Annotated in this window: 11 protein-coding genes; all 11 read left to right on the forward strand. The window is 71.1% G+C overall.

The window, feature by feature from the left end; genetic code table 11:
• The first annotated feature begins 123 nt into the window (after positions 1–123).
• The 11 genes from pdxS to AB0G35_RS27405 all read left to right on the forward strand — a co-directional run bounded on the left by pdxS (position 124) and on the right by AB0G35_RS27405 (position 12,545).
• The gene (gene pdxS / locus AB0G35_RS27355) at positions 124–1,035 is read left to right on the forward strand and encodes a pyridoxal 5'-phosphate synthase lyase subunit PdxS (RefSeq protein WP_360954873.1); all 912 of its coding nucleotides are present in this window, start codon (positions 124–126) and stop codon (positions 1,033–1,035) included.
• A gap of 16 nt (positions 1,036–1,051) precedes the next feature.
• Entirely contained in the window at positions 1,052–1,645 is a 594-nt protein-coding gene (gene pdxT, locus AB0G35_RS27360; RefSeq protein ID WP_360954876.1) for a pyridoxal 5'-phosphate synthase glutaminase subunit PdxT, read from the forward strand.
• A gap of 96 nt (positions 1,646–1,741) precedes the next feature.
• A complete protein-coding gene (locus AB0G35_RS27365; protein ID WP_360954879.1) occupies positions 1,742–2,494 on the forward strand; it encodes a YebC/PmpR family DNA-binding transcriptional regulator in 753 nt (250 codons plus the stop codon).
• Between the two features lie 614 nt (positions 2,495–3,108).
• Positions 3,109–3,660, forward strand: a complete 552-nt coding sequence (ruvC, locus tag AB0G35_RS27370; RefSeq protein ID WP_360954882.1) for a crossover junction endodeoxyribonuclease RuvC — start codon at positions 3,109–3,111, stop codon at positions 3,658–3,660.
• Entirely contained in the window at positions 3,657–4,277 is a 621-nt protein-coding gene (gene ruvA / locus AB0G35_RS27375) for a Holliday junction branch migration protein RuvA (protein WP_360954885.1), read from the forward strand. The genes ruvC and ruvA overlap by 4 nt, the downstream gene beginning before the upstream one ends.
• Positions 4,278–4,380: 103 nt before the next feature.
• Positions 4,381–5,469, forward strand: coding sequence for a Holliday junction branch migration DNA helicase RuvB (ruvB, locus tag AB0G35_RS27380; protein ID WP_360954888.1), 1,089 nt, complete (start codon positions 4,381–4,383; stop codon positions 5,467–5,469).
• Between the two features lie 160 nt (positions 5,470–5,629).
• Positions 5,630–6,187: a preprotein translocase subunit YajC gene (gene yajC, locus AB0G35_RS27385; protein ID WP_360954891.1), complete on the forward strand. Its 558-nt coding sequence runs from the start codon at positions 5,630–5,632 to the stop codon at positions 6,185–6,187.
• Positions 6,188–6,337: 150 nt separating this feature from the next.
• A complete protein-coding gene (gene secD, locus AB0G35_RS27390; RefSeq protein ID WP_360954894.1) occupies positions 6,338–8,101 on the forward strand; it encodes a protein translocase subunit SecD in 1,764 nt (587 codons plus the stop codon).
• Position 8,102: 1 nt separating this feature from the next.
• Complete coding sequence (gene secF, locus AB0G35_RS27395; RefSeq protein WP_360954897.1) at positions 8,103–9,218, forward strand: protein translocase subunit SecF; 1,116 nt, start codon at positions 8,103–8,105, stop codon at positions 9,216–9,218.
• Positions 9,215–9,763, forward strand: coding sequence for an adenine phosphoribosyltransferase (locus tag AB0G35_RS27400; RefSeq protein ID WP_360954900.1), 549 nt, complete (start codon positions 9,215–9,217; stop codon positions 9,761–9,763). Before secF ends, AB0G35_RS27400 begins: the two co-directional genes overlap by 4 nt.
• 172 nt (positions 9,764–9,935) lie before the next feature.
• Positions 9,936–12,545, forward strand: a complete 2,610-nt coding sequence (locus tag AB0G35_RS27405) for a bifunctional (p)ppGpp synthetase/guanosine-3',5'-bis(diphosphate) 3'-pyrophosphohydrolase (protein WP_360954903.1) — start codon at positions 9,936–9,938, stop codon at positions 12,543–12,545.
• Positions 12,546–12,695: the final 150 nt, after the last annotated feature.

Genomic DNA, 12,695 nt, shown 5'->3' on the forward strand with positions numbered 1-12,695 from the left:
ACCCGTCCGCGGGAGGCGCGGCCGCAACGAGCCACCGGCCTTGAATTGGCCCTTTCCTTCGGCCGCTCACAAACGGTTGTGTGGTCCGCACGCACAACCACCCGCACTGAGTGAGGTCAAACCGTGTCCAGCACGCCCACCACGTCCCAGACCCCCGAGACCGGAACCGCGCGCGTCAAGCGCGGAATGGCCGAGCAGCTCAAGGGCGGCGTGATCATGGACGTCGTCACGCCGGAAGAGGCCAAGATCGCCGAGGACGCCGGCGCCGTCGCCGTCATGGCCCTGGAGCGGGTCCCCGCCGACATCCGCAAGGACGGCGGCGTGGCCCGGATGTCCGACCCCGACATGATCGACGGCATCATCAACGCCGTCTCGATCCCGGTCATGGCCAAGTCCCGCATCGGCCACTTCGTCGAGGCCCAGGTCCTGCAGTCGCTCGGCGTCGACTACATCGACGAGTCCGAGGTCCTCACCCCGGCCGACGAGGTCAACCACTCCGACAAGTGGGCCTTCACCACCCCCTTCGTGTGCGGTGCCACCAACCTGGGCGAGGCGCTGCGCCGGATCGCCGAGGGTGCCGCGATGATCCGCTCCAAGGGCGAGGCCGGCACCGGCAACGTCGTCGAGGCGGTCCGTCACCTGCGCCAGATCAAGGGCGAGATCGCCAAGCTGCGCGGCTGTGACAACAACGAGCTGTACGCCGCCGCCAAGGAGCTGCGCGCCCCGTTCGAGCTGGTCAAGGAGGTCGCCGAGCTCGGCAAGCTGCCGGTCGTGCTGTTCTCCGCCGGTGGTGTCGCCACCCCCGCCGACGCCGCGCTGATGCGCCAGCTCGGCGCCGAGGGCGTCTTCGTCGGCTCCGGCATCTTCAAGTCCGGCGACCCCGCCAAGCGCGCCGCCGCGATCGTGAAGGCCACCACCTTCTACGACGACCCGAAGGTCATCGCGGACGTCTCCCGCAACCTGGGCGAGGCCATGGTCGGCATCAACTGCGACACCCTCCCCGAGGCCGAGCGCTACGCCAACCGCGGCTGGTAAGGACGTAAGAACGCAGATGAGCACCCCCACCATCGGCGTGCTGGCCCTCCAGGGCGACGTCCGCGAGCACCTCACCGCGCTCGCCGAGGCGGACGCCCTGGCCCGGCCGGTACGCCGTCCCGAGGAACTGGACGAGGTCGACGGCCTGGTCATCCCGGGTGGCGAGTCCACCACGATGTCCAAGCTGGCGGTCGTCTTCGGCATGCTGGAGCCGCTGCGCGCGTTCGTCCGCGCGGGCAAGCCGGTCTACGGCACCTGCGCCGGCATGATCATGGTCGCGGACAAGCTGCTGGACGCCCGCGAGGACCAGGAGACGTTCGGCGGCATCGACATGATCGTGCGCCGTAACGCCTTCGGGCGGCAGAACGAGTCGTTCGAGGCGGCCATCGACGTGGCCGGCATCCCCGGCGGGCCGGTCGAAGGCGTCTTCATCCGGGCGCCCTGGGTCGAGTCGGTCGGCGGGGACGTCGAGGTCCTGGCCACGTACGACGGGCACACCGTGGCCGTGCGGCAGGGTAACGTCCTTGCCACGTCCTTCCACCCGGAACTCACCGGGGACCACCGGGTCCACGCCCTGTTCGTGGACATGGTGCGGACCGCTGCCGGGTGAGACTGCGTCGATCAGGTGAGTAACACCGTGTGACGCGACCCCGGTAGGATCGACGGCGTTCGTTTCAGTAATGGGTTACGCGAAGGAGACAGGCGGATGTCCGGCCACTCTAAATGGGCTACGACGAAGCACAAGAAGGCCGTGATCGATGCCAAGCGCGGCAAGCTCTTCGCGAAGCTGATCAAGAACATCGAGGTCGCGGCGCGCATGGGCGGTGCCGACCTCGACGGCAACCCGACGCTGTACGACGCCGTCCAGAAGGCGAAGAAGCAGTCGGTCCCGAACAAGAACATCGACTCCGCGATCAAGCGCGGCGCCGGTCTTGAGGCGGGCGGCGCCGACTACGAGACGATCATGTACGAGGGTTACGGCCCCAACGGTGTCGCGGTGCTCATCGAGTGCCTCACCGACAACCGCAACCGTGCCGCCTCGGACGTCCGCGTCGCCATGACCCGCAACGGCGGTTCGATGGCCGACCCGGGTTCCGTCTCGTACCTCTTCAACCGCAAGGGCGTGGTGATCGTCCCCAAGGCCGAGCTGACCGAGGACGACGTCCTGGCGGCGGTGCTCGACGCGGGTGCCGAGGAGGTCAACGACCTCGGTGAGTCCTTCGAGGTGCTCAGCGAGGCCACCGACCTGGTCGCGGTCCGCACCGCCCTCCAGGAAGCCGGGATCGACTACGACTCGGCGGACGCCAACTTCGTCCCGACCATGCAGGTCGAGCTGGAGGAAGAGGGCGCGCGCAAGATCTTCAAGCTGATCGACGCGCTGGAGGACAGCGACGACGTGCAGAACGTCTTCGCCAACTTCGACGTCCCGGACGACGTCATGGCCAAGGTCGACGCCTGAGCCGACCCAGGCCGGACCTCGCACGGGCACCACAGTCGCGCATCGACGGGCCGACGGGGAACACACCCCGTCGGCCCGTCGCGTTGTCGACCGAGCCGGTGGCACCGTCGGTGCGCGGCGCCATCGGCCTTCGTACTGCCGGTCTGTGGCCTGCCAGGTCTGTGCCTGCCAGGTCTGTGCCTGCCCGGCCTGTGGCCTGCCTGGTCTGTGGCCTGTCCGGTCTGTGGCGCCGGCGCCGTCGGTCCCGCGTGCGGTCGGTGCGTGGCGTTGTCAGTGGCACCCGATACTGTGCTGAGCAGGGGATCTCCGCGCCCCCCATGGGGGAGATGCGGGACGAAACGGTCCGTCAGGTGGTCAGTCAGCCAGGTGCCCGGGTACCCAGGTGGTCAGGCGGCCAGGTACCCAGGCGGCCAAGTGGTCAGGTAGCCGGGTTCCCGGCGGCCAGGTGGTCGGATAGCCGGGTACCCAGGTGGCCCGGTCGACAGGCTGCCAGACCGACCGGCTGACACATCGACAGATCGACAGGTCGGTAAGCCGGTAGTCGCCGGGGTGCCGATCGGCAGCGCGAGGACGGCGCGGCGGGCGGCGCCGCGCGTGAGGAGGGGAGAGGCGTCGTGAAGGTGCTCGGGGTGGACCCGGGGCTGACCCGGTGCGGGGTCGGCGTGGTGGAAGGCGTGGCCGGACGCCCGTTGACGATGGCCGGGGTCGGTGTCGTCCGTACCCCGGCCGACGCGGACGTCGCCCACCGCCTGGTCCTCATCGAGCGCGGCCTGGAGGAGTGGCTGGACCGCCACCGCCCCGAATGCGTCGCCGTGGAGCGGGTGTTCAGCCAGCACAACGTCCGTACGGTCATGGGCACGGCCCAGGCCAGCGCGGTCGCCATGCTCTGCGCCGCCCGCCGCGGTCTGCCGGTCGCGCTGCACACCCCCAGCGAGGTCAAGGCCGCCGTCACCGGCTCGGGACGGGCCGACAAGGCGCAGGTCGGTGCGATGGTGACCCGGCTGCTGCGGCTCTCCGCCCCGCCCAAACCGGCCGACGCCGCGGACGCCCTCGCCCTCGCCATCTGCCACATATGGCGCGCCCCCGCGGTCAACCGCCTCCAGGAGGCGCAGGCCGCCGCCCGCCGCACCCCCGCTCCCGTACGCACGCTGAAGGGCACCCGATGATCGCCTTTGTCTCCGGCCCGGTCGCGGCCCTGGCCCCCGATGCCGCCGTCGTCGAGGTCGGCGGGATCGGCATGGCCGTCCAGTGCACGCCGAACACCCTCTCCGGTCTGCGCGTCGGCGAGCCGGCCAGGCTCGCCACCTCCCTCGTCGTCCGCGAGGACTCGCTCACGCTGTACGGCTTCGCCGACGACGACGAGCGGCAGACCTTCGAGCTGCTGCAGACCGCCAGCGGCGTCGGCCCCCGGCTGGCCCAGGCCATGCTCGCGGTGCACTCCCCGGACGCCCTGCGGCTGGCGGTCTCCACCGGCGACGAGAAGGCCCTCACCGCCGTGCCCGGCATCGGCAAGAAGGGTGCGCAGAAGCTGCTGCTGGAGCTGAAGGACCGGCTCGGCGCGCCGGTGGGCAGCCGTCGCCCGGCGGCGGCCGCCGCGGGCCCGGCCGGCTGGCGCGACCAGTTGCAGGCCGCCCTGATCGGCCTCGGCTACGCCACCCGGGAGGCGGACGAGGCGGTCGCCGCGGTCGCCCCGCAGGCCGAGGCCGCCGTCGCCGAGGGCGGCACCCCCCAGGTGCCGCAGCTGCTCAAGGCGGCCCTGCAGACCCTCAACCGCGCCCGATGACCGCCGCCGCGGGCCCCGCCGCGCGCCCTGACCGGCGCCCCGGCCCGCGACCGTACGACCCGACCGGCGGCCCGGCCGCCCCGACCCCGCGAGGCATTCCGCAGTGAACTGGGACGACACCGCACCGTCCACCGACGACGCCGTCCCAGCCGGTCCCGACCGGCTGGTCGGCGCCGACGCGGACGGCGAGGACACCGCCGTCGAGGCCGCGCTGCGGCCCAAGGACCTCCAGGAGTTCGTCGGCCAGGAGCGGGTGCGCGAACAGCTCGACCTGGTCCTGCGCGCCGCCCGCGCCCGCGGCGCCACCGCCGATCACGTCCTGCTCTCCGGCGCGCCCGGGCTCGGCAAGACGACCCTCTCGATGATCATCGCTGCCGAGATGGGCGCCCCGATCCGGATCACCTCCGGCCCCGCCATCCAGCACGCCGGCGACCTCGCCGCGATCCTCTCCTCCCTCCAGGAGGGCGAGGTGCTCTTCCTCGACGAGATCCACCGGATGTCCCGGCCCGCCGAGGAGATGCTCTACATGGCGATGGAGGACTTCCGCGTCGACGTGATCGTGGGGAAGGGGCCGGGCGCCACCGCCATTCCGCTCGAACTCCCGCCGTTCACGCTGGTCGGGGCCACGACCCGGGCCGGTCTGCTGCCGCCGCCGCTGCGCGACCGCTTCGGCTTCACCGCCCACATGGAGTTCTACGCCCCCGAGGAGCTCCAGCGGGTCATCCACCGCTCGGCCGGGCTGCTGGACGTCGGCATAGAGGCGGACGGCGCCGCCGAGATCGCCGGCCGCTCCCGCGGCACGCCCCGGATCGCCAACCGCCTGCTGCGCCGGGTCCGCGACTACGCCCAGGTCAAGGCCGACGGTGTGATCACCCGCGAGATCGCCTCGCAGGCCCTGCGGGTCTACGAGGTCGACGCGCGCGGCCTGGACCGCCTCGACCGGGCGGTGCTCACCGCCCTGCTCAAGCTGTTCGGCGGCGGCCCGGTGGGCCTGTCCACGCTGGCGGTGGCCGTCGGGGAGGAGCGGGAGACCGTCGAGGAGGTCGCCGAGCCGTTCCTCGTACGGGAGGGCCTGCTCGCCCGGACCCCGCGCGGACGGATCGCCACCCCGGCGGCCTGGGCGCATCTGGGGATGGTTCCGCCGCAGCACCAAGCGGGGGGAAGCGGACAGCAGGGCCTGTTCGGGGCGTGACGGCGCGGAGACTCGCCCGGGCAGGAACTGCGGTGCGATGCTGGGCGTTGTTCCACTGGTGGGGACTCGCTTAGACTCCGCCGATGCCGTCCGTAGGGGCCGGCATACCACCCCCGTATATGAGACCGCGGACAGCGGTCGTGCGAAGGATCTCCGTCCCGTGCCCAATATCGTCTCTCTCCTCCCCTTCATCGTCCTCATCGGGGCCATGATCCTGATGACGCGGTCCGCCAAGAAGAAGCAGCAGGCGGCCGCGGAGATGCGCAACCAGATGCAGCCGGGCGCCGGCGTGCGCACGATCGGCGGCATGTACGCCACCGTCAAGGAGGTCCACGAGGACACCGTCCTCCTGGAGGTCGCCCCCGGCGTGCACGCCATCTACGCCAAGAACGCCATCGGCGCAGTGCTCGCGGACGAGGAGTACAACCGCATCCTGGACGGTGCCGACCCGATCCACGCCGAGGAGACCGTCGTCCCGGACGACGCCTCGTCGCTGACCGGCGACACCGCCGGCGAAGCCACCGAAACGGGTGACAAGGCCGACAAGATCGACCTGGGCAAGGCCGCGACCCCGGCCGACGCCGAGCCCGCCGCCGAGCAGTCCGCGGCCGCCGAGGCCGGGGCCGGCAAGGACACCGAGGACGCCGGGGACGGCGCCAAGGCCGACGCGGACGCCGCCAAGGAGGACAAGAAGTCCGGCGGCGACGACGCGAAGTAGTCCCTCCCACGGAACCGCGGAGCATGCGTCGAGGCGTGCACCGCGGTTCCGGGACGGTTTAGGCTCCGGCGGGGGGCACGTCCCCACAACACTTCGTGGCCGCTCGGCCGATACCCCAGGCCGAGGGGTTGGACAGGGAGAATCGAGAAGGTGGCAGCACCGAAAAAGGGCCGTAGGGCGCCCGCGGGCCAGGGGCATCCGGGCCGCACCCTGATCCTGGTCCTGATCGCGATGGCGGGGCTGATCGGAGGCATGTTCTACTCCGGCACGCTGACGCCCCGGCTGGGCATCGACCTGGCCGGCGGCACCAGCTTCACGCTCCAGGCCGAGAACATGCCGGGCAAGCCCAACGCGATCAACGAGACCAACATGAAGACCGCCGCCGGGATCATGGACCGGCGGGTCAACGGTCTGGGTGTGTCCGAGACCGAGGTCCAGACGCAGGGCCTCAACCACATCATCGTGAACATCCCCCGGGGGACGAACGCGAAGCAGGCCCGCCAGCAGGTCGGCACCACCGCTCAGCTCGGCTTCCGGCCGGTGCTCACCACCACCGTGGGCACGAAGACGCCCGAGCCGAAGCCCAGCCCCTCGCAGAGCGGCAAGAACGCCAAGGGCAAGGGTGGCCAGCAGGCCGGCGGCACCCAGCAGCACGCCTCCTCCTCGCCGACTCCTCAGGCGAAGCCCACGACGCAGGGCCGCGCCGTCACGGACTCCCTGAAGAAGGCGCCTTCACCCAAGGCCACTCCTTCGGGCACGGCGAAGCCGTCCACGCCTCCGGCGCCGCCGGTCCCCGGTGGGGACCAGGTCCCGCCGGCCCTCCAGAAGAAGCTGAACGCGCTGGACTGCACGACCAAGCAGGGCCGCGCCGCCGCCGGTGAGCAGGCCGCCGCGGCCAAGCCCTCCGACCCGGTCGTGGCCTGCAACAACGAGGGCACGCAGAAGTACGTGCTCGGCCCGGTCGCCGTCGAGGGCACGGACGTCAAGAGCGCCAAGGCGGTCTTCGACGGCCAGCAGGGCCAGGGCTGGATCGTCCAGATGGACTTCACCTCCGACGGCGGCAAGAAGTTCGCGGACATCACCGGCAAGCTCGCCACCAAGGTGCAGCCGCAGAACCAGTTCGCGATCGTCCTGGACGGCGCGGTGGTCTCCGACCCGCGGGTCAGCGAGCGCCTCAACGGCGGCAACGCCACCATCTCCGGCGGCTTCACCCAGCAGTCCGCGCAGGACCTGGGCAACATGCTCTCCTACGGTGCCCTGCCGCTCTCCTTCAAGATCGTCGACGAGACCACGGTCACCGCGGCGCTCGGCGGTGAGCAGCTGCACGCCGGTCTGATCGCCGGCGCGATCGGCCTGGGGCTGGTCGTGATCTACCTCATCGCCTACTACCGGGGCCTGGCGCTGGTCGCGCTGGCCAGCCTCTGCGTCTCGGCGATCCTGACGTACGCGATCATGACGCTGCTCGGGCCGGCCATCCAGTTCGCGCTGAACCTCCCGGCGGTCTGCGGCGCCATCGTCGCCATCGGTATCACCGCCGACTCGTTCATCGTCTACTTCGAACGCATCCGGGACGAGATCCGGGAGGGCCGCACCCTGCGTCCGGCCGTCGAGCGCGGATGGCCGCGCGCCCGCCGGACGATCCTGGTCTCCGACTTCGTGTCGTTCCTGGCCGCCGCGGTGCTGTTCATCGTCACCGTCGGCAAGGTCCAGGGCTTCGCGTTCACGCTCGGCCTGACCACTCTGCTCGACGTCGTCGTGGTCTTCTTCTTCACCAAGCCGCTGATGACGCTGCTGGCCCGCCGGAAGTTCTTCGCCGACGGACACTCCTGGTCCGGCCTCGACCCCAAGCGCCTGGGCGCCAAGCCGCCGCTGCGCCGTCGTCGCACCGCCCCCACCCAGACGAAGGAGGCGTGAGATGTCCAAGCTCGGAAGCATCGGCGCCCGGCTCTACCGCGGTGAGGTCGGCTACGACTTCATCGGCAAGCGGAAGATCTGGTACGGCCTCTCGATCCTCATCACCATCACGGCCATCGTCGGCCTGGCGGTGCGCGGTCTGAACATGGGCATCGAGTTCTCCGGCGGCGCGGTCTTCACCACCCCGAAGACCTCGGTGTCGACCTCGGAGGCCCAGCATCAGGCGGAGGCCGCGTCCGGCGGCCACCAGGCCGTGGTGCAGAAGCTCGGCGGCGGTGCGCTGCGGATCCAGATCGGCGGTCTGGACACCCAGCAGGCGGTGCCGGTCCAGGAGCAGCTCGCCAAGGACCTGAAGGTCCCGGTCAAGGACGTCAACACCCAGCTGGTGGGCCCGAGTTGGGGTGAGGAGATCGCCGACAAGGCCTGGCTGGGCCTGGGCATCTTCATGGTCCTGGTGGTGCTCTATCTGGCCATCGCCTTCGAGTGGCGGATGGCGCTGGCCGCCCTGATCGCGCTCATCCACGACCTCACGATCACCGTCGGCGTCTACGCCCTGGTCGGCTTCGAGGTCACCCCGGGCACGGTCATCGGTCTGCTGACGATCCTCGGTTACTCGCTGTACGACACGGTCGTCGTCTTCGACAGCCTCAAGGAAGCCTCCAAGGACCTCACCAAGCAGACCCGCTTCACCTACAGCGAGATCGCCAACCGCTCGATCAACAGCACGCTGGTGCGGTCCATCAACACCACGGTCGTGGCGCTGCTCCCGGTCGCCGGTCTGCTGTTCGTCGGCGGCGGTCTGCTGGGCGCGGGCATGCTCAACGACATCTCGCTGGCCCTGTTCGTCGGTCTCGCGGCCGGTGCGTACTCCTCGATCTTCATCGCGACCCCGCTGGTCACCGACCTCAAGAACGGGCAGCCGGAGATGAAGGCGCTGGCCAAGCGCGTCAAGGCCAAGCGCGCGGCGGCCGCCGCCAAGGCCGAGAGCCAGGAGGAGGCCGAGCCCGAGGCCGAGGGTGCGGTGGGCGGCGAGGACGGCCCCGCGGTCGTCGGCCCCCGCCACCAGCCCGCCGCCCGCAACCGCGGACGCGGCCGCCCGTCGGGCAAGCGCCGATGAGGGCCCCGGGAGCTCTGCGGGAGCTGCTCCTCAGCAAGATCGCGGACGTGCCGGACTATCCCCAGCCGGGCGTGATGTTCAAGGACATCACCCCGCTGCTGGCCGATCCGGCGGCCTTCGGTGCGCTCACCGACGCGCTCGCCGGGCTGTGTGAGCGGCACGGTGCCGACAAGGTCGTGGGCCTGGAGGCGCGCGGGTTCATACTCGCCGCCCCCGTCGCGGTCCGGGCCGGCCTCGGCTTCGTACCCGTGCGCAAGGCCGGCAAGCTGCCCGGCGCGACGCTCGGGCAGTCCTACGAGCTGGAGTACGGCACCGCCGAGATCGAGATGCACGCCGATGCGCTGGCCCCGGGGGAGCGGGTGCTGGTGATCGACGACGTGCTGGCCACCGGCGGCACCGCCGATGCCTCGCTGCAGCTGATCCGCCGGGCCGGCGCCGAGGTCGCGGGCGTCGCGGTGCTGATGGAGCTCGGCTTCCTCGCCGGGCGGCAGCGCCTGGAGCCGGGCCTGAAGGGCGCTCCGCTGGAGGCGCTGATCACGGTCTGACCGGCCCACGGCAGGTGCTGGACAAGCAGGGGCATCCGGAACAATCCGGGTGCCCCTGCTGCTGTGTCATGTACCTAGCCGTAGCCGCGCGGCGGTTGCGGCCCCGGGCTGGATACCATGGCACCCCGGCCTGTTCGACGGTCTGGGGTCCGGAACCGCTTGAGGAGTGCTCTTGCCAGACGAGGCCCAGCCGCTCTCCCCCGGACTGCGTCCGGCGGGATCCCATGCCGCGCGCCCGGACGAGCCGAAGCCCGCGACCGGGGCTTCCCCGGACGCGCCCCGGCCCGAGCGGCACGGCGCGACGCCCGAGGGCACCGGCCGGTCCGGCGCGGCGGCCCCCGCGGAACGGCCCCGCTCCGCGCCCAAGCCCGGGCCCGCCGCCGCCTCGCCCCACCCCGCGGCCGCACCGGCCCGCGCCCCCAAGCCCCCGGCCAAGGCCGACCAGCCCGCGGCCGCCAAGCCGCTGCCGGCCGCCCCGGCCGGCCGCTCCGGCTCCCCGAACCGCGTACGGGCCCGCCTGGCGCGCCTCGGCGTGCAGCGCTCCAGCCCGTACAACCCGGTGCTCGAACCGCTGCTGCGGGCGGTCCGCGGCAACGACCCCAAGATCGAGACCGCGACGCTGCGCCAGGTCGAGCGGGCCTACCAGGTCGCCGAGCGCTGGCACCGCGGCCAGAAGCGCAAGAGCGGCGACCCGTACATCACCCACCCGCTGGCCGTCACCACGATCCTCGCCGAGCTCGGCATGGACCCGGCGACGCTGATGGCCGGTCTGCTGCACGACACCGTCGAGGACACCGAGTACGGCCTGGAGCAGCTGCGCCGCGACTTCGGCGACCAGGTGGCCCTGCTCGTCGACGGCGTCACCAAGCTGGACAAGGTCAAGTTCGGCGAGGCCGCGCAGGCCGAGACGGTGCGCAAGATGGTCGTCGCGATGGCCAAGGACCCGCGGGTCCTGGTCATCAAGCTCGCCGACCGGCTGCACAACATGCGCACCATGCGCTACCTCAAGCGGGAGAAGCAGGAGAAGAAGGCCCGCGAGACGCTGGAGATCTACGCCCCGCTCGCCCACCGCCTGGGCATGAACACCATCAAGTGGGAGCTGGAGGACCTCGCCTTCGCGATCCTCTACCCCAAGATGTACGACGAGATCGTGCGGCTGGTCGCCGAGCGGGCGCCCAAGCGGGACGAGTACCTGGCGATAGTGACCGACGAGGTCCAGGCGGATCTGCGTGCCGCCCGCATCAAGGCCACCGTCACCGGCCGCCCCAAGCACTACTACAGCGTCTACCAGAAGATGATCGTGCGCGGCCGCGACTTCGCCGAGATCTACGACCTGGTGGGCATCCGCGTCCTCGTCGACACGGTCCGCGACTGCTACGCCGCCCTCGGCACCATCCACGCGCGGTGGAACCCGGTCCCCGGCCGGTTCAAGGACTACATCGCGATGCCGAAGTTCAACATGTACCAGTCGCTGCACACGACCGTGATCGGCCCCAGCGGCAAGCCGGTTGAGCTCCAGATCCGCACGTTCGACATGCACCGCCGCGCCGAGTACGGCATCGCCGCCCACTGGAAGTACAAGCAGGAAGCGGTGGCCGGCGCGTCCAAGGTCCGCACGGACGTGCCGAAGAACGCCGGCAAGGGCCAGGAAACCGTCAACGACATGGCCTGGCTGCGGCAGTTGCTCGACTGGCAGAAGGAGACCGAGGACCCCGGAGAGTTCCTGGAGTCGCTGCGCTTCGACCTGTCCCGCAACGAGGTCTTCGTCTTCACCCCCAAGGGCGACGTCATAGCGCTGCCGGCCGGTGCCACGCCCGTCGACTTCGCCTACGCGGTGCACACCGAGGTCGGCCACCGCACGATAGGCGCCCGGGTCAACGGCCGGCTGGTACCGCTCGAATCGACCCTGGACAACGGCGACTTGGTGGAGGTCTTCACCTCCAAGGCGCCCGGCGCCGGTCCGTCCCGTGACTGGCTCGGCTTCGTCAAGTCCCCGCGCGCCCGCAACAAGATCCGCGGCTGGTTCTCCAAGGAGCGCCGCGACGAGGCCATCGAGCAGGGCAAGGACGCCATCGCGCGCGCGATGCGCAAGCAGAACCTGCCGATCCAGCGGATCCTGACCGGCGACTCCCTGGTGACGCTCGCGCACGAGATGCGCTACCCGGACATCTCCTCGCTCTACGCCGCGATCGGCGAGGGCCACGTAGCCGCGCAGGGCGTCGTCCAGAAGCTGGTGCAGGCGCTCGGCGGGCAGGACGAGGCCACCGAGGACATCGCCGAGTCCACCCCGATCCGGCCGCGCTCCAAGCGCCGCTCCAGCGCCGATCCGGGTGTGGTCGTCAAGGGCGTCGACGACGTGTGGGTCAAGCTGGCCCGCTGCTGCACACCGGTGCCGGGCGACCCCATCATCGGCTTCGTCACCCGCGGCAGCGGCGTCTCGGTGCACCGCGCCGACTGCCTCAACGTCGACTCGCTGTCCCGGCAGCCGGAACGGATCCTGGACGTCGAGTGGGCACCCACCCAGTCCTCGGTCTTCCTGGTCGCCATCCAGGTCGAGGCGCTGGACCGCTCCCGGCTGCTGTCGGACGTCACGCGGGTCCTGTCCGACCAGCACGTCAACATCCTCTCGGCGGCCGTCCAGACCTCCCGCGACCGCGTCGCCACCTCCCGCTTCACCTTCGAGATGGGCGACCCCAAGCACCTCGGGCACGTCCTGAAGGCGGTCCGGGGAGTGGAGGGCGTGTACGACGTCTACCGCGTGACGTCGGCGCGCAGGCCGTAGACGCCCACGGAAGCCGACGCATACGGGAGAGGGCCCCGGTACCCGGCGGTCTCTAGGGGTCGTCGCAACACGTGGTTGTGTTGATCAGGCCGCGAGCAGTTTATGCAGGCGCTCGGCTGGGGTTTCCCAGTCGAGCGTTTTGCGTGGGCG

Source organism: Streptomyces sp. NPDC021749 (assembly GCF_040640655.1).
Taxonomy (GTDB): Bacteria; Actinomycetota; Actinomycetes; order Streptomycetales; family Streptomycetaceae; genus Streptomyces.

Bases quoted from the DNA above. Each gene is read 5' to 3' on its own strand.
- secF (WP_360954897.1), top strand. From the start codon at position 8,103: ATGTCCAAGCTCGGAAGCATCGGCGCCCGGCTCTACCGCGGTGAGGTC.
- AB0G35_RS27365 (WP_360954879.1), top strand. From the start codon at position 1,742: ATGTCCGGCCACTCTAAATGGGCTACGACGAAGCACAAGAAGGCCGTG.
- AB0G35_RS27400 (WP_360954900.1), top strand. From the start codon at position 9,215: ATGAGGGCCCCGGGAGCTCTGCGGGAGCTGCTCCTCAGCAAGATCGCG.
- pdxT (WP_360954876.1), top strand. From the start codon at position 1,052: ATGAGCACCCCCACCATCGGCGTGCTGGCCCTCCAGGGCGACGTCCGC.
- ruvA (WP_360954885.1), top strand. From the start codon at position 3,657: ATGATCGCCTTTGTCTCCGGCCCGGTCGCGGCCCTGGCCCCCGATGCC.